The 24,921-nt window shown below is 61.7% G+C and carries 23 protein-coding genes and 1 pseudogene; 14 read left to right on the forward strand and 10 right to left on the reverse strand.

The genetic code is table 11. The annotated features are described in order from the left end of the window. Positions 1 to 418: 418 nt before the first annotated feature. Positions 419 to 1,711 (reverse strand): glycine-betaine demethylase subunit GbcA, encoded by a 1,293-nt coding sequence (gene gbcA, locus L6D80_RS28865; RefSeq protein WP_054903635.1) that lies wholly within the window; start codon positions 1,709 to 1,711, stop codon positions 419 to 421. A 272-nt stretch (positions 1,712 to 1,983) separates the two neighbouring features. Between gbcA and gbcB the strand changes: the two genes are divergently transcribed. Continuing rightward, a complete protein-coding gene (gbcB, locus tag L6D80_RS28870; RefSeq protein WP_176516272.1) occupies positions 1,984 to 3,084 on the forward strand; it encodes a glycine-betaine demethylase subunit GbcB in 1,101 nt (366 codons plus the stop codon). Between the two features lie 114 nt (positions 3,085 to 3,198). Here gbcB and L6D80_RS28875 read toward each other — a convergent pair whose 3' ends face one another. Together L6D80_RS28875 and L6D80_RS30575 are read right to left on the reverse strand one after the other, a co-directional pair. Further along, positions 3,199 to 3,654 (reverse strand): REP-associated tyrosine transposase, encoded by a 456-nt coding sequence (locus L6D80_RS28875; RefSeq protein WP_176516274.1) that lies wholly within the window; start codon positions 3,652 to 3,654, stop codon positions 3,199 to 3,201. 196 nt (positions 3,655 to 3,850) lie between these two features. Beyond that, entirely contained in the window at positions 3,851 to 5,476 is a 1,626-nt protein-coding gene (locus tag L6D80_RS30575) for a methyl-accepting chemotaxis protein (protein WP_176516276.1), read from the reverse strand. Positions 5,477 to 5,750: 274 nt separating this feature from the next. On the opposite strand from L6D80_RS30575, the gene L6D80_RS28885 reads away from it, so the two are divergent. The 4 genes and pseudogenes from L6D80_RS28885 to L6D80_RS30585 all read left to right on the forward strand — a co-directional run bounded on the left by L6D80_RS28885 (position 5,751) and on the right by L6D80_RS30585 (position 8,415). Beyond that, entirely contained in the window at positions 5,751 to 5,981 is a 231-nt protein-coding gene (locus tag L6D80_RS28885; RefSeq protein ID WP_054903631.1) for a hypothetical protein, read from the forward strand. Continuing rightward, a complete protein-coding gene (locus tag L6D80_RS28890) occupies positions 5,978 to 6,280 on the forward strand; it encodes a cell division protein ZapA (protein WP_054903630.1) in 303 nt (100 codons plus the stop codon). Before L6D80_RS28885 ends, L6D80_RS28890 begins: the two co-directional genes overlap by 4 nt. Positions 6,281 to 6,522: 242 nt before the next feature. Further along, positions 6,523 to 7,551 (forward strand): annotated as a pseudogene (locus L6D80_RS30580) (HAMP domain-containing protein); the annotation flags it as partial. Positions 7,552 to 7,686: 135 nt separating this feature from the next. Further along, positions 7,687 to 8,415, forward strand: coding sequence for a methyl-accepting chemotaxis protein (locus L6D80_RS30585; RefSeq protein ID WP_409456849.1), 729 nt, complete (start codon positions 7,687 to 7,689; stop codon positions 8,413 to 8,415). Positions 8,416 to 8,520: 105 nt separating this feature from the next. On the opposite strand, the gene L6D80_RS28900 is transcribed toward L6D80_RS30585, so the two are convergent. After that, positions 8,521 to 9,561: a threonine aldolase family protein gene (locus tag L6D80_RS28900; protein WP_054903628.1), complete on the reverse strand. Its 1,041-nt coding sequence runs from the start codon at positions 9,559 to 9,561 to the stop codon at positions 8,521 to 8,523. A gap of 319 nt (positions 9,562 to 9,880) precedes the next feature. Between L6D80_RS28900 and L6D80_RS28905 the strand changes: the two genes are divergently transcribed. The 7 genes from L6D80_RS28905 (at position 9,881) to fdhA (ending at position 18,920) form a co-directional block, all read left to right on the forward strand. Beyond that, positions 9,881 to 11,134, forward strand: coding sequence for a serine hydroxymethyltransferase (locus L6D80_RS28905; RefSeq protein WP_176516279.1), 1,254 nt, complete (start codon positions 9,881 to 9,883; stop codon positions 11,132 to 11,134). 15 nt (positions 11,135 to 11,149) lie between these two features. Beyond that, positions 11,150 to 12,400, forward strand: a complete 1,251-nt coding sequence (locus tag L6D80_RS28910) for a sarcosine oxidase subunit beta family protein (RefSeq protein ID WP_054903626.1) — start codon at positions 11,150 to 11,152, stop codon at positions 12,398 to 12,400. Between the two features lie 14 nt (positions 12,401 to 12,414). Further along, a complete protein-coding gene (locus tag L6D80_RS28915; RefSeq protein ID WP_054903625.1) occupies positions 12,415 to 12,750 on the forward strand; it encodes a sarcosine oxidase subunit delta in 336 nt (111 codons plus the stop codon). Next, positions 12,747 to 15,767 carry a sarcosine oxidase subunit alpha gene (locus L6D80_RS28920; protein WP_176516281.1) on the forward strand — a complete coding sequence of 1,007 codons (3,021 nt, stop codon included), beginning with the start codon at positions 12,747 to 12,749 and terminating at the stop codon, positions 15,765 to 15,767. The genes L6D80_RS28915 and L6D80_RS28920 overlap by 4 nt, the downstream gene beginning before the upstream one ends. 180 nt (positions 15,768 to 15,947) lie before the next feature. After that, on the forward strand, positions 15,948 to 16,580 hold the full coding sequence (locus L6D80_RS28925) for a sarcosine oxidase subunit gamma (protein WP_054903623.1): 633 nt from the start codon (positions 15,948 to 15,950) through the stop codon (positions 16,578 to 16,580). A gap of 12 nt (positions 16,581 to 16,592) precedes the next feature. Further along, a complete protein-coding gene (gene purU, locus L6D80_RS28930) occupies positions 16,593 to 17,450 on the forward strand; it encodes a formyltetrahydrofolate deformylase (protein WP_176516283.1) in 858 nt (285 codons plus the stop codon). Between the two features lie 270 nt (positions 17,451 to 17,720). Next, positions 17,721 to 18,920 (forward strand): formaldehyde dehydrogenase, glutathione-independent, encoded by a 1,200-nt coding sequence (fdhA, locus tag L6D80_RS28935; protein ID WP_054903621.1) that lies wholly within the window; start codon positions 17,721 to 17,723, stop codon positions 18,918 to 18,920. A gap of 24 nt (positions 18,921 to 18,944) precedes the next feature. Here fdhA and L6D80_RS28940 read toward each other — a convergent pair whose 3' ends face one another. The 4 genes from L6D80_RS28940 to L6D80_RS30185 all read right to left on the reverse strand — a co-directional run bounded on the left by L6D80_RS28940 (position 18,945) and on the right by L6D80_RS30185 (position 20,978). Continuing rightward, the gene (locus L6D80_RS28940; protein WP_082422900.1) at positions 18,945 to 19,172 is read right to left on the reverse strand and encodes a hypothetical protein; all 228 of its coding nucleotides are present in this window, start codon (positions 19,170 to 19,172) and stop codon (positions 18,945 to 18,947) included. Positions 19,173 to 19,345: 173 nt separating this feature from the next. After that, positions 19,346 to 19,609 (reverse strand): DUF3077 domain-containing protein, encoded by a 264-nt coding sequence (locus L6D80_RS28945; RefSeq protein WP_054903620.1) that lies wholly within the window; start codon positions 19,607 to 19,609, stop codon positions 19,346 to 19,348. Positions 19,610 to 19,649: 40 nt separating this feature from the next. After that, positions 19,650 to 19,892 carry a hypothetical protein gene (locus L6D80_RS28950; protein ID WP_176516285.1) on the reverse strand — a complete coding sequence of 81 codons (243 nt, stop codon included), beginning with the start codon at positions 19,890 to 19,892 and terminating at the stop codon, positions 19,650 to 19,652. Positions 19,893 to 20,273: 381 nt separating this feature from the next. Next, entirely contained in the window at positions 20,274 to 20,978 is a 705-nt protein-coding gene (locus L6D80_RS30185; protein ID WP_176516287.1) for an RHS repeat-associated core domain-containing protein, read from the reverse strand. Positions 20,979 to 21,196: 218 nt separating this feature from the next. Here L6D80_RS30185 and L6D80_RS28960 point away from each other — a divergent pair, with 218 nt between their 5' ends. After that, the gene (locus L6D80_RS28960; RefSeq protein WP_054903771.1) at positions 21,197 to 21,772 is read left to right on the forward strand and encodes a DUF2780 domain-containing protein; all 576 of its coding nucleotides are present in this window, start codon (positions 21,197 to 21,199) and stop codon (positions 21,770 to 21,772) included. Between the two features lie 139 nt (positions 21,773 to 21,911). On the opposite strand, the gene L6D80_RS28965 is transcribed toward L6D80_RS28960, so the two are convergent. Then, positions 21,912 to 23,264, reverse strand: coding sequence for an APC family permease (locus tag L6D80_RS28965; protein WP_176516289.1), 1,353 nt, complete (start codon positions 23,262 to 23,264; stop codon positions 21,912 to 21,914). A 175-nt stretch (positions 23,265 to 23,439) separates the two neighbouring features. Further along, positions 23,440 to 24,327 (reverse strand): acyltransferase, encoded by an 888-nt coding sequence (locus tag L6D80_RS28970; RefSeq protein ID WP_054903773.1) that lies wholly within the window; start codon positions 24,325 to 24,327, stop codon positions 23,440 to 23,442. Positions 24,328 to 24,509: 182 nt separating this feature from the next. On the opposite strand from L6D80_RS28970, the gene L6D80_RS28975 reads away from it, so the two are divergent. Then, a partial coding sequence (locus L6D80_RS28975) for an ATP-dependent zinc protease family protein (protein WP_236183099.1) occupies positions 24,510 to 24,921 on the forward strand: 412 nt, incomplete at its 3' end.

The following is a 24,921-nucleotide window of genomic DNA, read 5'->3' on the forward strand; positions in this document are numbered from 1 at the left end:
GGCAGTGTAAGATGTGGATAAGAGACGGGGGGGTGGGGTGGAAACACGCTCAGCAGCCAAGGTAGCCAATTGGGGCTGGCAAATGCGGCCGGCAGTGCCGTCTCGGGATTGATCTCGAACTACGAGGCGGCTCGAACGGTATGGCGTCAAGTGCGATCATCGGAGGTATCGGTGGGAAGGATCGCCTGGGAAACAACCTTTGAAGTCACCGGTGCGAGGTTGGTGGCTGAAGGTGCGTCGTATGTGTGGGGGGCGGTGCAGGATCTCGGAAGCAGGGTCGCAGCCAGCTATCGGGCAGGGAGAACGGCATGGCGTGATTGGCAGTATCAACCTCGTGCACCTGCATTGGAAATGAATGGCATCCGGACCGGATGACCCCTCCTGACCCGGACAAAGCCGTGTCAGGAGGGGTGTCCAGTTACTGCACCTGCACTTCCTTCAGGTAAGGCGCCGGCGCCGCCCCCAGATTTTCCAGCACGCGCTGGCTGTACCAATCAATGAAGTTCACCACACCAAACTCATAGGTCTTCGAGTACGGCCCTGGTTGATAGGCGGTGGAGTTGATCCCGCGCTGGTTCTCTTCGGCCAGTCGGCGGTCCTGGTCGTTGGTCGCGTCCCACACCTTGCGCATGCGCTCCGGGTCGTAGTCGACACCTTCGACCGCATCCTTGTGCACCAACCACTTGGTGCTGACCATGGTCTCCTGGGCGCTGATCGGCCACACGGTGAAGACGATCATGTGGTCGCCCATGCAGTGGTTCCACGAGTGCGGCAGGTGCAGGATGCGCATCGAGCCCAGGTCCGGGTTCTGGATGCGGCCCATCAGCTTCTGGCAGGCCTGCTTGCCGTCCATGGTCATCGATACCGTGCCCTTGAGCAGCGGCATGCGCACGATACGGTTACGCAGGCCATGGCTCTTGTGCAGATACGGGATCTTCTCGGCTTCCCAGGCGGCGGCGGAGGCGGCCACATGGTCTTTGAAGTCCTGGCTGGCACGCGGGTCGTTGGTGTCGTCCCATTCCAACAGGGTTTGCAGCAGCTCTGGGTGCGACCCGTTGCAGTGGTAGCACTCGCGGTTGTTTTCCAGCACCAGTTTCCAGTTGGCCTTTTCCATCAAGGTGGTTTGCACCGCCACCTTGGTGTTCTCCATGTCGTAGGGTTCCATGTAGTGGTCCAGGGTCGCCAGGAACTCATCGATGGCCGGCGGGTTCTGCGCCAGGCTGATGAAGATATAGCCACCGGCGACCTTGACGTTCACAGGCTTCAGGCCGTACTGGTTCATGTCGAAATCGGCGCCCATTTCGGTGCCGGCGAACAGCAGGCGGCCGTCCAGCTCGTAGGTCCACTGGTGGTATGGGCACACCAGCTTGGCCACCTTGCCCTTTTCGCTGACGCACAAACGCGAACCACGGTGGCGGCAGACGTTGTGGAAGGCATGCACCTTACCTTCGGCACCGCGCACCACGATGATCGGGTTCTTGCCGATCTGCAGGGTGATGTAATTGCCCTTGGCCGGGATCTCGCACGTCATGCCGGCGATCAGCCACTCCTTGTGGAAAATCTCTTGCATGTCGATCTGGAACAGACGCTCGTCGGTGTAGAACGGCTGGGGCAGCGAGTAGGTGCGCTCGCGGGTCTGCAGCATCTCGGCGGTGGCCTTGCGTGCAGGTTCCAGTGGATCGCCCAGGCTCAGGGTTGCGGTGACGTCCATCGTGTAATCCTCGGGGCCGCGTGCGGCCGGCAAAAGGTGGCTAATCGTTGTTGTGGTGCCGCAGGTTCTTTTGCCGTGGAGTGTGCGTCCGAAGGCGCCGTGAACCGTATCCATGGGCGACATGGCCGATTTGAATTACGACGCGCCAGCCCTTGTAGTACGGGGCTGGTCGCGATAAGCACGCCGATGTCGCAGGCAGGAATGTACACGGGCGCAGGCTTGCGCATTATCGCAGCCATAAAAAGGCCAATAGTCGGCCGCTGGAGATGAACATGTCCGATACCTTCCTCAATCCGGTCACTACCCAGACCTGGGCCAACGGCCGCCACATCGTGCGCTGCGTCAAGGTCATCCAGGAGACCTGGGACGTGCGCACCTTCTGCTTCATGGCCGACCAGCCGATCATGTTCTTCTTCAAGCCTGGGCAGTTCGTTACCTTGGAGCTGGAGATCGAAGGCAAGCCGGTGATGCGTTCGTACACCATCTCCAGCTCACCGTCGGTGCCCTACAGCTTCTCGATCACCGTCAAGCGTGTGCCGGGCGGGTTGGTCTCGAACCACCTGCACGACACCATGCATGAAGGTCTGGAAGTGCCGGTGCACGGCCCGGTGGGGTTGTTCAATGCCATCGACTTCCCGGCGGGCAAGGTGTTGTACCTTTCGGGCGGTGTCGGCATTACCCCGGTCATGTCCATGGCGCGCTGGTTCTATGACACCAACGCGAATGTCGACATGGTGTTCGTGCACAGCGCCCGCTCGCCGAAAGACATCATCTACCACCGTGAGCTGGAGCAGATGGCGTCGCGCATCCCCAACTTCAGCCTGCACATCATCTGTGAAAAGCACGGCTTGGGTGAGCCGTGGGCCGGTTACCGCGGTTACCTGAATCAGCGGTTGATGGAGTTGATCGCCCCCGATTACATGGAGCGCACAGTATTCTGCTGCGGCCCGACGCCGTACATGACGGCGGTCAAGCGCATGCTCGAGGCGGTTGGCTTCGACATGAAGAACTACCACGAGGAGTCGTTCGGTGCGACGCCGGCAGAAGCCAAGGCGGATGCTGTGGAGCATGCCGAGCAGGCGGCCGACGCGCCGGAAGTGGACGCCTCCGACCTGAACCTGGTGGAGTTCATCGGCAGCGAGAAGAGCATTCGTGTCGCCCCGGGCGAGACCGTGCATGCGGCGGCGGCCAAGGTTGGCCTGATGATCCCGAAAGCCTGCGGTATGGGCATTTGCGGCACTTGCAAGGTGCTGAAGCTGGGTGGCGAGGTGGAGATGGAGCATAACGGCGGGATTACCGAGGAAGACGAGGCTGAGGGGTACATCCTGTCGTGCTGCAGTGTGCCTAAAGGGGATGTGCGGATCGATTATTGATCTGAGGGCCCAGGGGGCTGCTTTGCAGCCCATTCGCGGGGCAAGCCCGCTCCCACAAGTTTGGATTGCCAACCCTATCCATTGTGGGAGCGGGCTTGCCCCGCGAAGAGGCCATCAAATCCACACAGCATCCCAATGCGGATAATCGCCAGCACGGCGAACCAACCCGGCTCTTAGGGGATTGGCAACGATGTACCTGGCCACATGCACAACACTCTCCTCACGGCGCAAGGCATGGTCGTGATAGCCCGGTTGCCATACCTTCCGGCGCGGCATGCCGAGTTGATAAAGCGCATGACTGCTGCGCGACTTGAACCTGCGCATCAAGCAGCACAACGTGCCACTTCGTAATTCGATCAGCCAATGAACATGGTCTGGCATGACCACCCAGGCCAGGGATCGGCACAGTCCATCGAGCTCGGTTTGCCTCAGTTGATGGATTACGCAGCGGGCTGACTGGAAGTGGGTAAAGATGCGTTTGCGCTCGTGAGTGACGGTGGTCAGCAAATAGAGCCCGCCAGGCTGAGACAAGCGGCCACGGCGCAGTAGGTGGGATTGGGCACGGTCCATGTGTTGCTCCCTTTGAAGATTCAGGGAAACACTAGGTCAGCTGGTGTCAGTTCGAGGTGCGCAATGGTTGCTGGATGTTGGGTGGCAGTGCCGGCCCATTCGCGGGGCAAGCCCGCTCCCACAGGGGCCAGCCAAGGCTAAAGACTGTGGGAGCGGGCTTGCCCCGCGAATGGGCCGCAAAGCGGCCCCATCAATGTCAGGTGCGGAACCGAGCCACTAGCCCATTCAAGTCCACAGCGAGACGCGACAATTCAGCACTCGCCGCACTGGTCTGATGCGCCCCGGTTGCGCTCTGCACCGACAGGTCATTGATATTCACCAGGTTGCGGTCAACCTCCCGCGCCACCTGTGCCTGCTCCTCCGCCGCGCTGGCGATTACCAGGTTACGCTCGTTGATCTGCGCCACCGCACCGGCAATGGTGTCCAGCGCCATGCCGGCGCCACGGGCCATGCTCAAGGTCGACTCGGCGCGTTCGGTGCTGGTGCGCATCGATTCGACCGCCTCTTCGGTGCCGCCCTGGATGCTGCCGATCATCCGCTCAATTTCGCTGGTCGACTGCTGGGTACGGTGCGCCAGTGCACGCACCTCGTCCGCCACCACGGCAAAGCCACGGCCTGCTTCACCGGCACGCGCTGCCTCGATCGCGGCGTTGAGTGCCAGCAGGTTGGTCTGGTCAGCCAGGCCGCGGATCACGTCGAGCACCTTACCGATATCGCGCGATTGCTCGGCCAGATGGGTGATCAGTTGGGCGGTGGCCTGCACATCGCCGCTCATGCGCTCGATAGCGCCCACGGTTTCCATCACCAGGTCGCGGCCATCGCCGGCCGATCGGCTGGCTTCGCCGGAGGCTTCTGAGGTGCTCACGGCGTTGCGCGCAACCTCCTCCACGGCGCTGGTCATCTCGGTGACGGCCGTAACGGCCTGTTCGATCTCATTGTTCTGCTGTTGCAGGCCACGGGCGCTCACGTCGGTGACGCAGTTCAGCTCCTCGGCGGCCGAGGCCAGCTGGGTCGCGGAGCCGGCGATCAGTTGCAGGGTGTCGCGCAGCTTGTCCTGCATGCGCGCCATGGCCTGCAGCAGGCGTGCGGCTTCGTCGGTGCCCTCGGCGCGGATGACGTGGGTCAGGTCGCCGTCAGCCACTTGTTCTGCGGCATCGAGCGCTGCTTCGATGGGCTTGACGATGCTGCGGGTGAGCAGGAAGGCGCAGAGGAATGTCAGCAGCGTGGCGGCAACCAACAGGCTAATCACCAGGGTAAAGGCGCTGTCGTACTGGCGCGCGGCAACTTCGTTGGTTTCGCGGGTCTGGTCAGTGTTGATGCGCACCAACGTTTCCATGACCTTGTTGATCTGCTCGGAGTTGGCCAACAGATCGCGATTGAGCAAGTCACGAAGCTCGTCAGTGCGGTTGGCCTGGCTCAGGCTGCGCATGCGCGCTTCCAGTTGTCGGTACTGGTTGAGCAACTGGGTGTATTGGTCGTAGGCGGCCTGCTCATCGGCTGCCCCGATCATCGGCAGGTAGGCTTGGCGCGCTTGGTCGATCTGCGCGTTGCGCTGGTCCAGCAGGTTGAGCGTATCGCGCACGGTCTCTGGCTCGCGGTTGACCAGCAGGCGATAGGACAGGGTGCGCAGGCGCAGGTTGAGCGACGTCAGTTCGTCGAGGGTCTTGATGCTGGGCACGCTGATGCTCTCAATGGCCACACCAGCATGGCGGATGTTACCCATTTGCATGAGCGAGAAGACACCAAGGCCAAGCATCAGCAGGCCGATCAGGGCAAACCCGAGCAATGCGCGCGGGGCGATATTCATGTTGCGTAGGGACATGGAAGGCGAATCCAGGCAAGTGAAGGGACGCGATCCATGCGACAGAATGTGACTTACCTGGCTATCGGTCGCAGTTGGCCAGGCTTGAGGCCTAAAGCTCAAATGAGTGAGTGCGGGGTTTGTTTACCTGACCGGCGGTTGACCCAAGTCGGAACAAGAGGCCCGATACCCTGTCAATCTGCGGGATAGAAACCTTAAGAATCCGATATTTAATGGCGAGGGTTCGCGCTTTTCTTTATCGTGTGCGCCCTTTGCAACAACCTGAGATAGACCCATGCTGGAAGCCTCCCTGAATCAACTCGAGCAACTGGTCAGCGACCTGATGCAGAAAAACGCTCAACTCACCGAGCAGAACACCGCCCTTGGCCAGGAACTGGCCCAGGCCAAGGAAGAAAACGAAACCCTGCAGCTGTCGCTGATGGAGCAGGAAGAGAAGCACGGTGCCACCGCCGCGCGTATCCAGGCGCTGGTTGACCGCGCCAGCGCAGGTGTCGTAGGCGCATGAGGCTGCAAGCGCAGCCGATCAATGTCGTGTCGATTCTCGGCAGCGACTATTCGATCAAGGCGCCCGAAGGCCAGGAGGAAACCCTGGCGCAGGCGGTTCGCATGCTCAACACCGCCCTGGCCGAAACCAAGCGCTCCTACCCGACCCTGATCGGGGACAAGCTGCTGGTGCTGGCTGCTCTGAATCTGTGTTCCAAGCAGGTCGAACTGCAAAAGGAACACCAGCAGACGCTCGAGCGTACCCAGGCGCAGATCGACGCCACGGTGGACGCGATCGTTCGGACCATCGCCGAGCAGTAAAAGCACCCTGCGAACCCTTGTGGGAGCGGGCTTGCCGGGACGCCGGATCGCCTGCGGATGCATCGGTGAATTTACCAGCACATTCGCGGGGCAAGCCCGCTCCTACAGTCGGTATTAGTTGTCTCAAGTTACTGGAACAACTGGATACATAAGTGTATACACTTCCTCCAAAACAATAATTGGCGGGGAGCAGGGGCATGCGTATCTGGCGTCGGAGTATCCAGTGGCAGTTGATCGCGAGCATGGGCGCCGCCCTGCTGGCGAGCATCCTGGTGGTGGTGGTGATTTTCACGGTGGCCCTCAACCGCCTGACCGAACGCTACCTGGTCGACACGGCGTTGCCGGCCAGTGTTGAAGCCATCCGCAACGATATCGAGCGCATGCTCGGCCAGCCGCTGGTGGCGGCGGCGGACATCGCCGGCAACACGCTGCTGCGTGACTGGCTGGCGGCCGGTGAAGGCCCTGCACAAGCGCCACGTTTTGTCGAATACCTGCAGGCCGCCAAGCAGCGCAACCATGCCTTCACCGCGCTGTTTGTCTCGACCGAGACTGGCCATTACTACAACGAAAATGGCCTTGACCGCACCCTCAGCCGTAGCAACCCCAAGGACAAGTGGTTTTACGGCTATATCGATAGCGGCGCCGAGCGCCTGATCAATATCGACATCGATGGCGCCACGGGTGAGCTGGCCTTGTTCATCGATTACCGCGTGGAAAAGGACGGCAAGCTGGTCGGCGTGGCGGGCATGGGCCTGCGCATGACCGAGCTGTCGAAACTGATCCACGACTTCAGCTTTGGCGAGCACGGCAAGGTGTTTCTGGTGCGTAACGATGGCTTGATCCAGGTGCACCCGGACAATGCCTTCAGCGGCAAGCGCCAGCTTGTCGAACAGCTTGATGAACAGGCGGCGAAGGCGGTGATGAGTGGCGATCAGGCCCTGCGCTCCAGTCGCTTCCAGCGCGACGGCGAGAACTACCTGGCGTTGGGCTTGCCGCTGCGTGACCTGAACTGGACGTTGGTCGCCGAGGTGCCGGAAGCCGAGATCTATGCCCAGATGCGCGAGGCGATCTGGCTTACCACTTTGATCGGTGGCGGCGTGGCGCTGCTGTCATTGTTGCTGGTGGTGCTGCTGGCACGTGGGCTGGTGCGGCCTATCCGCCGTGTCACTGCCGCGCTGGTACAGATTGGCAGCGGTGCAGGCGACCTCAGCCATCGCCTGGATGATTCGCGCCAGGACGAACTGGGTGACCTGGCGCGCGGGTTCAACCGTTTTCTCGACAGCCAGCGCGGCCTGATCGGCGAGGTGCTGCGCACAACCGAGCGCCTGCACCGGGCGGTGGAGCAGGTGACCCGGGTTGTGGACAACACCGCCGAACGCTCCGGTCGCCAGCAGGAAATGACCGAAATGGTCGCCACCGCCGTACACGAAATGGGCCTGACCGTGCAGGACATTGCCCGCAACGCCGGCGATGCTGCACAGGCCTCGCAGGCGGCGCGCGACGAAGCCCTGCAGGCGCGTGAGGTGGTGCGGCATTCGATCCAGGGTATTGAAGGCATGTCGGGCGATATCGGCAAAGCGGCGGAGGCGGTCACCCAGTTGGCCGAGGAAGTCGCCTCGATCGATGAAGTGCTGGCGGTGATCCGCAGTATTTCCGAACAGACCAACCTGCTGGCGCTCAATGCCGCCATTGAAGCTGCGCGGGCAGGGGAGATGGGGCGTGGCTTTGCCGTGGTTGCGGATGAGGTACGCACCTTGGCCCGGCGCACACAGCTGTCCACCGACGAAGTGCAGCAGATGATCCAGCGCCTCAAGCAAGGGGCCGGTTCAGCAGTGACGTCGATGCAGGCGGGGCAGCAGGCGACCGGCAGTGGTGTGCAGTCGAGCCAGCGTACGGGGGCTTCGTTGGGGGCGATCACCGACCAGGTGGAGCACATCAGCGACATGAACCATCAGGTGGCCACGGCAACTGAAGAGCAGTCGGCGGTGACCGAAGAAATCAACCGCACGGTGCAGGGGATTTCTGATTTGGCCAGGGAAACGGCGGCGGAAGTGCAGGGGTGCCGGGAGGAGTGTCAGGCGCTGCGTGGGCTGGCGGATGACCTGGCGCGGCAGATGGGCGGGTTTAAGCTTTAGATCGGTGTTGGGTACTTCGCGGGGCAAGCCCGCTCCCACAGGACTGACACAAAACCAACTGGTGATGAGCCTGTGGGAGCGGGCTTGCCCCGCGAATGCTACGCATCAGGCGCCGATGATCGCGCGGATATCCGCAGCCAGCTCACGCACCCGCGCTTGCTCGGTATCCCACGAGCACATGAACCGGGCCCCACCGCTACCGATGAAGGTATAGAACCGCCAGCCCCGGCCACGCAGTGCCTCGATGGCTGGCTCGGGCATCTGCAGGAACACCCCGTTGGCCTCCACTGGGAACATCAGCTCTACCCCCGGCAAATCACTCACCAACGAGGCCAGCAGCTGCGCGCAATGGTTGGCATGCGCGCCATGGCGCAGCCAGGCGCCATCTTCCAGCAGCCCCACCCACGGTGCCGACAGGAAGCGCATTTTCGACGCCAACTGCCCGGCCTGCTTGCAACGGTAGTCGAAGTCCTCGGCCAAGTCGCGGTTGAAGAACAGGATCGCCTCACCTACCGCCATGCCGTTCTTGGTGCCACCAAAGCACAGCACATCCACCCCGGCCTTCCAGGTCAGCTCAGCCGGGCTGCAGCCCAGGAACGAGCAGGCATTGGTAAAGCGTGCGCCGTCCATATGCAGGTTAAGACCCAGCTCCTTGCAGGTCGCACTGATCGCCTTGAGCTCGTCGGGGCGATAGACGGTGCCTACCTCGGTGGCCTGGGTAAGGGTGACCACACGCGGCTTGGGGTAATGGATGTCCTGGCGCTTGAGCGCCACTTCGCGGATCGATTGCGGCGTCAGCTTGCCGTTGACGCTGGGCGCGGTCAGCAGCTTGGAACCATTGGAAAAGAACTCCGGCGCACCGCATTCGTCGGTTTCGACGTGAGCGGTCTCCGAGCAGATCACACTGTGGTAGCTCTGGCACAGCGAGGCCAGGGCCAGGGAGTTGGCGGCGGTGCCGTTGAAGGCGAAGAACACTTCGCAGTCGGTTTCGAACAGCTTGCGAAAGTATTCCGAGGCGCGCTCGGTCCACTGGTCGTCGCCGTAGGCGCGGTCGTGGCCCATGTTGGCCTTGGCCATGGCGGCCCAGGCTTCTGGGCAGATGCCGGAATAGTTGTCGCTGGCGAATTGTTGGCTCTTATCTGTCATGACACGGTCCTGTGAACGACGCAGAACAGCACTCTAAACCATCGATTCAGCGGTTGCCTATACAAGCTGCTTTGAGTCGGATCTGTATCGGCCTCTTCGCGGGGCAAGCCCGCTCCCACAGTAGCCCTGCATACAGCAACCATTGTGGGAGCGGGCTTGCCCCGCGAAGAGGCCGGCAACAGCAACCCAATGGCAATGTCGTAAACGCGCCATTGCAAGGCGTGCGCAGGCATCTGACCCACCTCGGCCAGTCATACCATCGCCACAAAGGGCCGCAGTGCCTTACAGACAAGAAACGATCGCTGCCGGGAGAAACACGATGTTCAGCAAGCAAGACCAGATCCAGGGTTATGACGACGCACTGCTGGCGGCGATGAATGCCGAAGAGCAGCGCCAGGAAGATCACATCGAGCTGATCGCCTCGGAGAACTACACCAGCAAGCGCGTCATGCAGGCCCAGGGCAGCGGCCTGACCAACAAATACGCCGAAGGGTATCCGGGCAAGCGCTACTACGGTGGTTGCGAGCACGTCGACAAGGTTGAGGCATTGGCCATCGAGCGCGCCAAGCAGCTGTTCGGTGCCGATTACGCCAACGTTCAGCCGCACTCTGGCTCCTCGGCCAACGGCGCGGTGTACCTGGCCCTGCTGCAGGCGGGTGACACCATTCTGGGCATGAGCCTGGCCCACGGCGGCCACCTGACCCACGGCGCCAAGGTGTCGTCCTCGGGCAAGCTCTACAACGCCGTGCAGTACGGCATCAACACCGACACCGGTCTGATCGACTACGACGAAGTCGAGCGCCTGGCCGTCGAGCACAAGCCGAAGATGATCGTTGCCGGCTTCTCGGCCTACTCCAAAACCCTCGATTTCCCACGCTTTCGCGCCATCGCCGACAAGGTCGGTGCGCTGCTGTTCGTCGACATGGCCCACGTCGCCGGCCTGGTTGCCGCTGGCCTGTACCCGAACCCGATTCCGTTCGCTGATGTGGTGACCACCACCACCCACAAGACCCTGCGCGGCCCACGTGGCGGCCTGATCCTGGCCAAGTCCAACGAAGAGATCGAGAAAAAGCTCAACGCCGCAGTGTTCCCAGGCGCCCAGGGCGGCCCGCTGATGCACGTGATCGCCGCCAAGGCCGTGTGCTTCAAGGAAGCGCTGGAGCCTGAGTTCAAGAGCTACCAGAAGCAGGTGATCGAAAATGCCCAGGCCATGGCCGAAGTGTTCATCGACCGCGGCTACGACGTAGTCTCTGGCGGCACCGACAACCACCTGTTCCTGGTCAGCCTGATTCGCCAGGGCCTGACCGGTAAAGAGGCCGACGCCGCCCTGGGCCGTGCGCACATCACCGTCAACAAGAATGCCGTGCCGAACGACCCGCAGTCGCCGTTCGTCACTTCGGGCCTGCGCATCGGCACCCCGGCCGTCACCACCCGTGGTTTCAAGGTCGCCCAGTGCGTGGCACTGGCCGGCTGGATCTGCGACATCCTCGACAACCTCGGTGACGCCGACGTCGAAGCCGATGTGGCGAGAAACGTCGCCGCGCTGTGCGCAGACTTCCCTGTTTACCGCTGAGTGGAGTAATCGATCATGCAACGCTACTCGGGCTTCGGCCTTTTCAAGCACTCCCTCAGTCACCACGAAAACTGGCAGCGCATGTGGCGCACGCCGACGCCCAAGAAGGTCTACGACGTGGTGATCGTCGGCGGTGGCGGCCATGGCCTGGCCACGGCCTACTACCTGGCCAAGGAGCACGGCATCACCAACGTGGCGGTGATCGAGAAGGGTTACCTGGGCGGCGGCAACACCGCTCGTAACACCACTATCGTGCGTTCCAACTACCTGTGGGACGAGTCGGCGCACCTGTACGAGCACGCCATGAAGCTGTGGGAGGGCCTGTCCCAGGACCTCAACTACAACGTGATGTTCTCCCAGCGTGGCGTCTACAACCTGTGCCACACCCTGCAAGACATGCGTGATTCCGAGCGCCGCGTCAGCGCCAACCGCCTCAACGGCGTGGATGGCGAGCTGCTCAACACTGCCCAGGTCGCGGCCGAAATCCCGTACCTGGACTGCTCCAAGAACACCCGCTACCCGATCCTCGGTGCCACCGTGCAGCGCCGTGGTGGTGTCGCCCGTCACGACGCCGTGGCATGGGGCTTCGCCCGTGCTGCCGACGCCCTCGGTGTGGACCTGATCCAGCAGACCGAAGTGATCGGCTTTCGCAAGGAGAATGGCGCGGTCATCGGTGTGGAAACCAACAAAGGCTTCATCGGTGCCAAGCGTGTCGGCGTGGTCACCGCCGGTAACTCCGGGCACATGGCCAAGCTGGCCGGCTTCCGTCTGCCGCTGGAATCGCACCCGCTGCAAGCACTGGTATCGGAGCCGATCAAGCCGATCATCGACAGCGTGATCATGTCCAACGCCGTGCACGGCTACATCAGCCAGTCCGACAAGGGCGACCTGGTAATCGGTGCCGGTATCGACGGCTGGGTTGGCTATGGCCAGCGCGGTTCATACCCGGTGATCGAGCACACCTTGCAGGCGATCGTCGAGATGTTCCCCAACCTCTCGCGGGTACGCATGAACCGCCAGTGGGGCGGCATCGTCGACACCTCGCCGGACGCTTGCCCGATCATCTCCAAGACCCCGGTCAAGAACATGTTCTTCAACTGCGGGTGGGGCACCGGCGGTTTCAAGGCGACCCCCGGCTCGGGCAACGTCTTCGCGGCGAGCCTGGCCAAAGGTGAAATGCACCCGCTGGCCGCGCCGTTCTCCATGGACCGTTTCTACAACGGCGCACTGATCGACGAACACGGCGCCGCCGCCGTCGCCCACTAACCGGAGACACCGTCATGTTGCATATTTTTTGTCCCCACTGCGGCGAGCTGCGCTCCGAAGAAGAGTTTCATGCCTCTGGCCAGGCGCACATCGCCCGCCCGCTGGACCCTAACGCCTGTTCCGACGAGGAGTGGGGCACCTACATGTTCTTCCGCGACAACCCGCGGGGCATACACCATGAACTGTGGGACCACGTGGCTGGCTGCCGCCAGTACTTCAACGTCACCCGCGACACCGTGACCTACGAAATTCTGGAAACCTACAAGATTGGCGAGAAGCCACAGGTGACCGCCAACGGCAAGCAGAGCAGCGCACCGTCGACCGTCAAAGGCCAAGGGGAAACAGTATGAGCCAGACCTATCGCCTCGCCAGCGGCGGCCGTATCGACCGCAGCAAGGTCCTGAACTTCACTTTCAACGGCAAGACCTACCAGGGTTATGCCGGCGACAGCCTGGCCGCCGCGTTGCTGGCCAACGGCGTCGACATCGTCGGCCGCAGCTTCAAGTACTCGCGCCCACGCGGCATCATCGCCGCCGGTACTGAAGAGCCCAACGCCATCCTTCAGGTCGGTTCCAGCGAAGCCACCCAGATCCCCAACGTGCGCGCCACCCAGCAGGCGCTGTATGCCGGCCTGGTAGCCACCAGCACCAACGGCTGGCCGAACGTCAACAGCGACGTCATGGGCATCCTCGGCAAGGTCGGTGGCAGCATGATGCCGCCGGGCTTCTACTACAAAACCTTCATGTACCCCAAGTCGTTCTGGATGACCTACGAGAAGTACATCCGTAAAGCGGCAGGCCTTGGCCGTGCGCCGCTGCAGAACGATCCGGACAGCTACGACTACATGAACCAGCACTGTGACGTGCTGATCGTCGGCGCCGGCCCTGCCGGCCTGGCCGCTGCGCTGGCTGCGGCACGCAGCGGTGCCCGCGTGATCCTGGCCGACGAACAGGAAGAGTTCGGTGGCAGCCTGCTGGACAGCCGCGAGACCCTCGATGGCAAGCCGGCCGCTGAATGGGTGAGCGCCGTGGTCAAGGAGCTGGAAAGCCTGCCGGAAGTCACCCTGCTGCCACGCGCCACCGTCAATGGCTACCACGACCACAACTTCCTGACCATCCACGAGCGCCTCACCGACCACCTCGGCGACCGCGCCCCGATCGGTCAGGTGCGTCACCGTGTGCACCGTGTGCGTGCCAAACGTGTCGTGCTGGCTGCAGGTGCCCACGAGCGGCCGTTGGTGTACGGCAACAACGATGTGCCGGGCAACATGCTGGCGGGTGCCGTTTCCACCTACGTACGTCGCTACGGCGTTGCCCCGGGCCGCAAGTTGGTGCTGTCGACCAACAATGACCATGCCTACCGCGCCGCGCTGGACTGGCATGACGCTGGCCTGCAGGTTGTCGCCATCGCCGACGCGCGTCACAACCCGCGGGGCTCGCTGGTCGAGGAGGCACGCGCCAAGGGCATTCGCATCCTCACCTCCAGCGCCGTTATCGAGGCCAAGGGCAGCAAGCATGTGACTGGGGCCCGCGTCGCCGCCATCGACGTTCCGGCGCATAAAGTCACCAGCCCAGGGGAAACCCTCGACTGCGACCTGATCGCCACCTCCGGCGGCTACAGCCCGATCGTTCACCTGGCGTCGCACCTGGGCGGCCGCCCGGTGTGGCGTGAAGACATCCTCGGTTTCGTGCCCGGCGACGCGCCGCAGAAGCGCGTCTGCGTCGGTGGCGTGAATGGCGTGTACGCCCTCGGTGATGTGATTGCCGATGGTTTCGAGGGCGGCGTGCGTGCCGCTACCGAAGCCGGCTTCAAGGCTACTGTGGGTGCCTTGCCAAAAGCCGTGCAACGCAAGGAAGAGGCCACCGTGGCGCTGTTCCAGGTGCCGCATGACAAAGGCACCGCCCGTGCGCCCAAGCAGTTCGTCGACCAGCAGAACGACGTCACCGCTGCTGCCATCGAGCTGGCCACCCGCGAAGGCTTCGAGTCCGTCGAGCACGTCAAGCGCTACACCGCACTGGGCTTTGGCACCGACCAGGGCAAGCTGGGCAATATCAACGGCCTGGCCATTGCCGCCCGTTCGCTGGGTATCGGCATCCCGGAAATGGGCACCACCATGTTCCGCCCGAACTACACCCCGGTCACCTTTGGCGCGGTTGCCGGCCGCCACTGTGGCCATTTGTTCGAGCCGGTGCGCTTCACCGCCCTGCATGCCTGGCACGTGAAGAACGGCGCCGAGTTCGAAGACGTCGGCCAGTGGAAGCGCCCCTGGTACTTCCCTAAGGCCGGTGAAGACATCCACACCGCAGTGGCCCGTGAATGCAAGGCCGTGCGTGACAGCGTGGGCCTGCTGGACGCTTCGACCCTGGGCAAGATCGATATCCAGGGCCCGGACGCTCGTGAGTTCCTCAACCGCGTGTACAGCAACGCCTGGACCAAGCTCGACGTGGGCAAGGCCCGCTATGGCCTGATGTGCAAGGAAGACGGCATGGTCTTCGACGACGGCGTGACCGCCTGCGTGGGCGACAACCACTTCTACATGACCACCACCACCGGCGGCGCCGCCCGTGTGCTGCAATGGCTGGAGCTGTACCACCAGACCGAATGGCCGGACATGAAGGTGTACTTCACCTCGGTCACCGACCACTGGGCCACCCTGACCCTGTCCGGCCCCAACAGCCGCAAGCTGCTCAGCGAGCTGACCGACGACATCGACCTGGACAAGGACGCCTTCCCGTTCATGACCTGGAAGGAAGGCACTGTCGGCGGTGTGCCGGCCCGTGTGTTCCGCATCTCGTTCACCGGTGAGCTGTCGTACGAAGTGAACGTGCAGGCCAACTACGCCATGGGTGTGTTGGAAAAGGTCATCGAGGCGGGCAAGCAGTACAACCTGACCCCGTACGGTACTGAGACCATGCACGTACTGCGCGCCGAGAAGGGCTTCATCATCGTCGGTCAGGACACCGACGGTTCCATGACCCCGGACGACCTGAACATGAGCTGGTGCGTGGGCCGCAACAAGCCGTTCTCGTGGATCGGCCTGCGTGGCATGAACCGCGAAGACTGCGTGCGCGAGAACCGCAAGCAACTGGTAGGCCTCAAGCCTGTGGACCCGACCCGATGGCTGCCGGAAGGCGCCCAGCTGGTGTTCGACCCGAAACAGCCAATCCCGATGGACATGGTTGGCCACGTCACCTCCAGCTACGCCTCCAACTCCCTGGGCTATTCGTTCGCCATGGGTGTGGTGAAGGGCGGCCTCAAGCGCATGGGCGAGCGTGTCTACTCGCCGCAGGCCGATGGCAGCGTGATCGAGGCCGAAATCGTGTCTTCGGTGTTCTTCGATCCGAAGGGTGAGCGGCAGAACGTTTAAGGCCCTGAGATAGGTCTGCTTGAAATGCAAGCCCTGTGGGAGCGGGCTTGGCCCGCGAATGCGATGGTGGCCTCACCGCCCTCTTCGCGGGACAAGCCCGCTCCCACAGGCCCCCGCTAGCATTCGGGCATGCATGTGACCTCTGGTCTTACGGACAACAGAATTCAAGGCAGGTAACAAATGAGCGCTATCAACGTCTTCCAGCAAAACCCCGGCGCCGACGCCAAGGCCCAGTCGCCGCTGCACCACGCCGACCTGGCCAGCCTGGTTGGTAAAGGCCGCAAGAACGCAGGCGTTACCCTGCGCGAAAAGAAATTCCTCGGCCACCTGACCCTGCGTGGCGACGGTCATGACCCGGAGTTCGCCGCTGGTGTGCACAAGGCCTTGGGCCTGGAGTTGCCGGTGGCCCTGACCGTGGTCGCCAACAGCCAGATGTCGCTGCAATGGATGGGGCCGGACGAGTGGCTGCTGATCGTCCCCGGTGGGCAGGAATTTGCTGTCGAGCAAAAACTGCGCGAGGCCCTCGACGGCCAGCACATTCAGGTGGTCAACGTCAGCGGCGGGCAAAGCCTGTTGGAGCTGCGCGGTCCGAACGTGCGCGAAGTGCTGATGAAATCCACCAGCTACGATGTTCACCCGAACAACTTCCCGGTAGGCAAAGCGGTCGGTACCGTGTTCGCCAAGTCGCAACTGGTGATCCGCCGCACCGCTGAAGACACTTGGGAGCTGGTGATTCGCCGCAGCTTCGCCGACTACTGGTGGTTGTGGCTGCAGGACGCATCGGCCGAGTACGGCCTGAGCATCGAGGCCTAAGGAGCGCATTACATGAGTCGGGCACCGGATACCTGGATTCTCACCGCCGACTGCCCGAGCATGCTCGGCACCGTCGATGTGGTGACGCGTTACTTGTTCGAGCAGCGTTGCTACGTGACGGAGCACCATTCGTTCGATGACCGGCTGTCTGGGCGCTTCTTCATTCGCGTCGAGTTTCGCCAGCCGGAGGACTTCGACGAGGCAGGCTTTCGCGCCGGCCTCGCCGAGCGCAGTGATGCGTTCGGCATGGCCTTCGAGCTGACCGCTCCCAATCACCGGCCCAAAGTAGTGATCATGGTGTCCAAGGCCGACCACTGCCTGAACGATCTGCTGTATCGCCAGCGCATTGGTCAACTGGCCATGGACGTGGTGGCGGTGGTGTCCAATCACCCCGACCTCGAACCGCTGGCGCACTGGCACAAGATCCCCTACTACCACTTCGCCCTCGACCCCAAAGACAAGCCCGCGCAGGAGCGCAAGGTCATTCAGGTGATTGAAGAAACCGGGGCCGAGTTGGTGGTGCTTGCCCGCTACATGCAGGTGCTGTCGCCGGAACTGTGCCGGCGTCTGGATGGTTGGGCGATCAATATTCACCACTCGCTGTTGCCGGGGTTTAAGGGCGCCAAGCCTTACCATCAGGCGTACAACAAGGGTGTGAAGATGGTCGGGGCCACGGCGCACTACATCAATAACGACCTGGATGAAGGGCCGATCATCGCCCAAGGCGTGGAAGTGGTGGACCACAGCCATTACCCCGAAGACCTGATTGCCAAGGGGCGGGATATCGAGTGCCTGACCCTGGCGCGGGCGGTGGGGTATCACATCGAGCGGCGGGTGTTTCTCAACGCCAACCGGACAGTAGTTCTCTAGCAGTCTGTACCGGCCCCTTCGCGGGGCAAGCCCGCTCCCACAGGTTCACCGCCATGTTTGTAACAGTGGTGAACCTGTGGGAGCGGGCTTGCCCCGCGAAGGGGCCGACTCATTTCTACCTGCCGTAAAAAGGTATCCCTCTGTCGTTTTCAGTCAGCGCATCCCGGCTCATCAGGCCCACAATTCCCAGCATTCCAGTACCACATGCCGCCCACGGATGGCGGCGCTTCAACCAACGCTGCATAACTACAAATCAAGCGAGGTAAGAGCATGTCTGGCAATCGTGGAGTGGTATATCTCGGCGCCGGCAAGGTCGAAGTGCAGAAGATCGACTACCCGAAAATGCAGGACCCGCGCGGCAAGAAAATCGAACACGGCGTCATCCTCAAGGTGGTCTCCACCAACATCTGCGGCTCCGACCAGCACATGGTCCGTGGCCGCACCACTGCCCAGGTCGGCCTGGTACTGGGCCACGAAATCACCGGTGAAATCGTCGAGATGGGGCGTGATGTCGAACGCCTGAAAATCGGTGACCTGGTGTCGGTACCGTTCAACGTCGCCTGCGGCCGCTGCCGCTCGTGCAAGGAGATGCACACCGGCGTCTGCCTCACCGTCAACCCAGCCCGTGCTGGCGGTGCCTACGGATATGTCGACATGGGCGACTGGACCGGCGGCCAGGCGGAATACGTGCTGGTACCGTATGCCGACTTCAACCTGCTGAAACTGCCGGACCGCGACAAGGCCATGGAGAAAATCCGTGACCTGACCTGCCTGTCCGACATTCTGCCCACCGGCTACCACGGTGCTGTGACGGCCGGTGTTGGCCCAGGCAGCACCGTTTATGTCGCGGGTGCCGGCCCGGTCGGCCTGGCCGCCGCTGCCTCCGCCCGCCTGCTGGGCGCTGCCTGCGTGATCGTCGGCGACCTCAACCCCGCTCGCCTGGCCCATGCCAAGTCTCAGGGCTTCGAAGTGGTCGACCTGTCCAAGGACACTCCGCTGCACGAGCAGATCGTCGATATCCTCGGTGAGCCGGAAGTGGACTGCGCCGTTGACGCCGTCGGCTTCGAGGCCCGCGGCCATGGCCATGAGGGTGCCAAGCACGAAGCCCCAGCGACGGTGCTGAACTCGCTGATGCAGGTGACCCGCGTTGCCGGCAGCATCGGCATCCCGGGCCTGTACGTGACCGAAGACCCGGGCGCGGTAGATGCTGCTGCCAAGATCGGCGCGCTGAGCATCCGCTTCGGCTTGGGCTGGGCGAAGTCGCACAGCTTCCACACTGGCCAGACCCCGACCATGAAGTACAACCGCCAGCTGATGCAGGCGATCATGTGGGACCGCATCAATATCGCCGAGGTTGTAGGCGTGCAGGTGATCAACCTGGACCAGGCGCCGGAAGGGTATGGCGAGTTTGATGCAGGTGTGCCGAAGAAGTTTGTGATCGACCCACACAAGATGTGGGGCGCGGCTTGATGCCCTGATGTAATGAACAGCCCCTCATGTTGAGGGGCTTTCTTCTGCTTGCACGTTTGAGTTTTGCACCGCGAGTACCGATCCTGGGGTATCGGTGGCCAGCAGAGCGCTGCCTATCGTCGGGTCTGTACTCAGCTCTGCCAGCGGTAATGCATCGTTGCGGAAAATGGCGAGATGCTGGTCACCGTCCTGCACGGAAACGAGCTGGTTGCCTTGATAGAAGAATAGCGTTCGATTCGCTGCTTTAGCCATGATTCAAGTCCCTGTCGCACTGGATTCAAATGGTCTGCTACACGCCCATTCTGAATGACCGCAGAGATTTTCATACTGGCAGAAATAACAGTTTTACAGCCTCTCTCAGTGCTTGTTCATAACCTGTAGGAGCGGGCTTGCCCGCGAAGAGGCCAGCCCTGCAAACCTCTTACTCAGCGCATCATCCCCAGCTCGGCATCATCCAGCAGCGCCTTGGCCATCGCGCTCAGGTAGTGGGAAGCCCAAATGAGTTGCTGGTCGCCTTCCATCACGCCGGTGAGGGTCATGTCTCGCACATAGCCCATCAGTTCAGAGGCCTGTTCGCGGGCGCTTTGGCACGGGATGCCGGGGGCGATGCAGAACAGCGGTTGAGTGTGGCCTTCGGCTTGAAAGAAGAAGGTTTTGCCCACGGTGGTTTTGGTGTCTTCGGTTGTCATTGTTCTATCCCCTGAAAGTTCTCTACTGGCTGGTCTGGCCTTAGTGCCGCATTCGCGGCTCCGCCGGCATCTGCACCTGGATCAACGCCGCCTCAAGCAACACCCGCAGCGCTTCAAGTTCGTGCATCGTGGCCATCATCAAGATCGAAACCGGCGATTTAGGCTGCAGCAGAAGCGCCTGATGCGCGACGGTTTGGGCGCACAGTGCGTAGTCCGTGGCTTGGATTAGGGTGTCTTCGAGGGAATGGGAGGTGTGGGGTGGATCGGGGACAATCTTAAGCATGATGGAACACCTTAAATGAGGGCCATCACCATCTGCTGTCAAACAATTGGTGGCAGCTGTACATGGGTTGACAGACCGGTAGGTGAACCAAAACCCGGCGCACACGAAGTGCCCCATGCACAGCTGCCATAAAGGCGAGCCATGTGATTCATACCAAGGCGGCCTGTCAAAGCCGGTCGCTGATTTCGCAGCGACCGGCCGAGACTAGAGCTCAGCCCAGGTCATCGCAATGGCTTAAGCGGTTTTGGACTGTAATTCAGAAGCGTCCTACAAGTAAGCGGAAAAAACGGAGGATCGTGTGAATTGATGGATGAGCGGCAAGAACAAGCTCAAGTGGTCCAGCCTCTCAATCTCTTAGCGGCTTCCAGTTGTACGATAGTGTCATACCGCGAAGCGGACCCTGCGCACGTTTGAATTGATAGTTGTTTGGGACGGTTCTATTCTCCTGGGGAACAGCTCGTCATCCGCTGGAAGCTGCGGCCGTCTCCAGAGTCTGTCTCTATTGCGTATTTGTCGTTCGAGCCTACGTGCCAAGAAAGGTTCAGTAGGATCATACATACGCTGTGCGATGTCCAATTCCACTTCGAGGCGTTCGATTTTAGTGTTGATAGCTCTGATTTTATTTTGTCTAGACTCCGAAAATTTATGCAAAGTCTCACGATAGCTCGGTGGAGGGGGCTCGCTTGCAGCAGATGCGATTACCGATTCACGGGTAGCGCGTGTAGGTTGCGCAAGTGGCATGGGGCTAGGGCGTGGCTGTTGCTGCGGGGGTCTACTGCGTAGGCCAAGTCTATTACCTATTCCTTTGAAAAGGCTAAGCCAGCTTTGTCCGGTGGGGTCGATTCGGTTTACAGGGTCGCCTGCGCAGTAGGCATATGCGTTGAGACCGCCTTCTTCGAAAGGGCTTTTTATATCGGCCGAAAAAAACCTCATCAATGAAGGTGAATACAATCGATGGCCAGCACCGAGGAAATAGTGTTCTAGGGGTTTTAACACGCATTCGCCGTTGAAACCCAGTAATGAGTCGGGTATTGGCAAGGCGTGGCCGTAGGGTGCGTAGCGAGCAATACTCATATTTAGTTCCATCGTTAAACCCTCCGTTTTGCGTGGCAGGTATCGCGTGTATTCAGAATTAATTGCAGTATCAGAGAGATTGCTTCACTCGGCTACTGGCAAAAATAACAGGCGACTCTCCCCTGATGGAGATGGCGCAATTTGACTGACAGCCGGCCCGGAACATTCCTTCAACTCCAAAGTCAAACGCCTCGTTTCCCAGGCCATCCTGGCCCACGAGGTCCCTCCCGATGAAAGCATTCACCCTGGCAACCCTGATGACCCTGGCTGCAAGCCCGGTGTTCGCCTTCAACCTCAGCGACGCCGCCAACGCCGTCTCCGCCATGCAGAACCAGAAGCAACAAGGCCAGGTGCAGGCGCCCGAGGCGCAGGCCAATTTGCTCAATACACTGGGCAGCGAACTGAAGATCACCCCGGAGCAGGCCGTGGGCGGGGCAGGGGCGATGTTGGGGCTGGCGCGCAATAACCTGAGCGCTGACGATTACGGCCAATTGACCAAAGCCGTGCCTGGGCTGGACCTGCTGTCGGGCGCCAATGCGCTGGGCGGATTGAGCGGGCTGGGTGAAATGCTGGGCAAGAACAGCGAAAGCCAGTCGGCGCTGAGCCATGCGCTGGGTAATGACGTTGAGAACCGCAGCGACCTGGACAGTGCGTTCAAGGCGCTGGGGATGGATACCGGGATGATCGGGCAGTTTGCGCCGTTGATTCTGCAGTACCTCGGCCAGCAGGGCATCGCCGGGTCGTTGCTGCAGAACCTGGGTAGTTTGTGGACTACGCCGGCGCCGTTGGCTCAGCCTTCGGTCTGAAGGGTATGCAGGGCCGCTGCTGGCCCTATCGCCGGCAAGCCGGCTCCCACAGGGTAATCACCGACTTCAAGTGCAGCGGTGAACCTGTGGGAGCCGGCTTGCCGGCGATGAGGCCGGTGCAGCCAGCATGTATTCCCAGTCAGGCGGCTTCGGAGAAGTTCACCAGGCTAACCGGGCGACGGAAGCCGGCAGTCAGTACCGCCAGGTACGCAAGCCCCAGGGCGAACCAGCACAGGCCAATCACCAAGGTCAGCGCCGACAGGCTGGTCCACAGCCACAAGGTCAGGCTCAACCCCACCAGCGGCACCGCGCCATAGCACAGCAGGCCCTTGAGGTTACGCAGCGCGCTGTCATCCTTCAGGTGGGTTTTCACCACTGCCAGGTTCACCGCCGAGAACGCCACCAACGCGCCAAAGCTGATCAGCGAGGCGAGGGTGGACAGGTCGATCACCAGCGCCAGCAGCGAAAACGCCGACACCAGAAGAATGGCGAACACCGGCGTGCCGAGGCGTGGCGACAGGTGGCCGAAAGTACGCTGCGGCAGCACCCGGTCACGGCCCATGGTGTAGAGAATGCGTGACACCGCTGCCTGGGAGGCCAGTGCCGAGCCCAGGCTGCCGGCCACATAGGCGGCGGTGAAGAAGTTGGCCAGGAACTGCCCGCCCGCCTTTAACATCACCTCGTTGGCGGCGGCATCGGCGTTGGCGAAGGTGCTGCCGGGCAGCACCAGCTGGCTCACGTAGGCCAGCACGGTGAACAGCAGGCCGGCGAACAGGGTGGTGAGGATGATTGCACGCGGCACGTCGCGGCGGGCGTCGCGGCTTTCCTCAGCCAAGGTGGATACTGCGTCGAAGCCCAGGAACGACAGGCACAGTACCGCAGCGCCAGCCATCAGCGGGCCGAAGCCGGGTGCGCTGCCATCACCGCTCAGCGGCGTCAGCCAGTCGATTGGCTGGCCATTGCCCAAGGTCTGCCAGGACAGCGCCACGAACACGCCGATGAACACGATCTGCGCACCGACGATCAGGTTGCTGGTCTTGGCCACCGAGTTGATGCCGACCACGTTGAGCACGGTCACCAGGGCGATGGAGGCGAGCACGAAGGCCCAGGCAGGCACCGCCGGGAAGGCGATGTTGAGGAACAGGCCGATCAGCAGGTAGTTGATCATCGGCAGGAACAGGTAGTCGAGCAGCAGCGACCAGCCGGCCAGGAAGCCGACGTTCTGGCCGAAGGCCATGTTGGTGTAGGAGTACGCCGAGCCCGCGACGGGGAAGCGCTTGACCATGAAACTGTAGGACGCGGCGGTGAACAGCATGGCCAGCAGGGTGACCAGGTAGGCGCCGGCGGTACGACCACCGGTGAGTTCGGTGACGATGCCGTAGGTGGTGAAGATGGTCAGCGGGACCATGTAGACCAGGCCGAAGAACACCAGGGCGGGGAGGCCCAGGACACGGCGGAGCTGGGGCGGGGCGGAGCTAGTTGGGTTGGCCATTGATCGATCCAGGCTTTTTTGTAGTTGTGCTTTGATCGATTTTTATCCACTTAGGTGGGGTGTGACAAAGAAGTATTCCTTATGCTGATTATTAGCCAGGGTTTTAATCGGGCATTTGCATTCATTGGCCTCTTCGCGGGCCTGTCCCGCGAAGAGGCCGGTCCAGAATGACGGCTTAGCGCATCTCCGAGCGCAACTGCTCAATCCGCTGATCCTTCTCCTCCCACAGCTGGTTCACCCATGCCTGCACAGACTGGCGGAACGCCGGGTCACTTTCGTAATCCCCCGCCCACAACGCCGGGTCCAGTTCACGCACTTGTATGTCGATAATCACCCGGCTGATGCTGCCATTGAGCAATGCCCAGAAGCCCGGCGCCTGGTCCCCTGGGTACACGATAGTCACATCCAGCAGCGCATCCAGTTGCTCGCCCAGGGCCGCCAGCACGAATGCCACGCCGCCGGCCTTCGGCTTGAGCAGATGGCGATAGGGCGATTGTTGTTCCCGGCGCTTGGCCTCGGTAAAGCGAGTACCTTCGAGGTAATTGACCACGGTCACCGGCTGGCGCTTGAACAGCTCGCAGGCGGCCTTGGTGATTTCCAGGTCCTTGCCCTTGAGCTCTGGATGCTTCTCCAGGAACGCCTTGCTGTAGCGCTTCATGAACGGGTAATCCAGGCCCCACCAGGCCAGGCCCAGCAGCGGCACCCAGATCAGTTCCTTTTTCAGGAAGAACTTGAAGAACGGCGTGCGGCGATTGAGGCTTTCGATCAATGCCGGAATGTCGACCCAGGTCTGGTGGTTGCTGACCGCCAGGTAGGAGGTGTCCTTGCGCAGGCGCTCGACGCCGCGGATGTCCCAGCGGGTGGGGATGCACAAGGCAAAGATGGCCTTGTCGACTTCCGACCAGGTTTCGGCAACCCACATCACTCCAGCCGAGGCATAGTCACGCCAGCGGCCTGGCAGCACCAGCTTGAGCAGGGCAAAGACCAGCAGCGGGCCGATCAGCACCAAGGTGTTGAGCAGCAGCAGGGAGGTGGTAAGAATGCCGGTCAGCAGGCGACGCATAAAGAGACTCTTGTTGTGGGATTAGAACGGGCGGCAATGATAAGCAGCGCCGCGGCCAACGCCAAATGTCCAATGCCGGGCGGCAGGAACAAATGTTTCACATTATGTTGTTTAGGCTTGTGACAGCGAACCTATCCTGCTTGCACAGTCTAAGCACTGACCCCCCTCAAGGAAGCCTGCCTGTGAAACCACTGCTTGCCCTGTTGTCGTTGTTGGCGCTGCCGGTCATGGCTGCCGAGCCCACGCTTTACGGCCGTTACGAGAACATCGCCCTGCCCGAGCTTGGCCAGACCCTGAAGGCGAAGATGGACACAGGCGCCTACACCGCGTCGTTATCGGCCAAGGACATCGAACCCTTTACCCGCGACGGTGAGGATTGGGTGCGCTTCCGTCTGGCGACCAAGGACGCTGATGGCAAGGTGTACGAGCACAAGGTTTCGCGCATCAGCAAGATCAAGAACCGTGCCGACGAAGAGGAAGAGGGCGATGCCCCCGAGCTTTCGCGCAGGCCGGTGGTCGACCTTGAGCTTTGCCTGGGCGACGAGAAGCGGACCGTGGAGGTAAACCTGGTCGACCGCAGCAGCTTCAACTATC

Source organism: Pseudomonas ceruminis (assembly GCF_021602025.1).
Taxonomy (GTDB): domain Bacteria; phylum Pseudomonadota; class Gammaproteobacteria; order Pseudomonadales; family Pseudomonadaceae; genus Aquipseudomonas; species Aquipseudomonas ceruminis.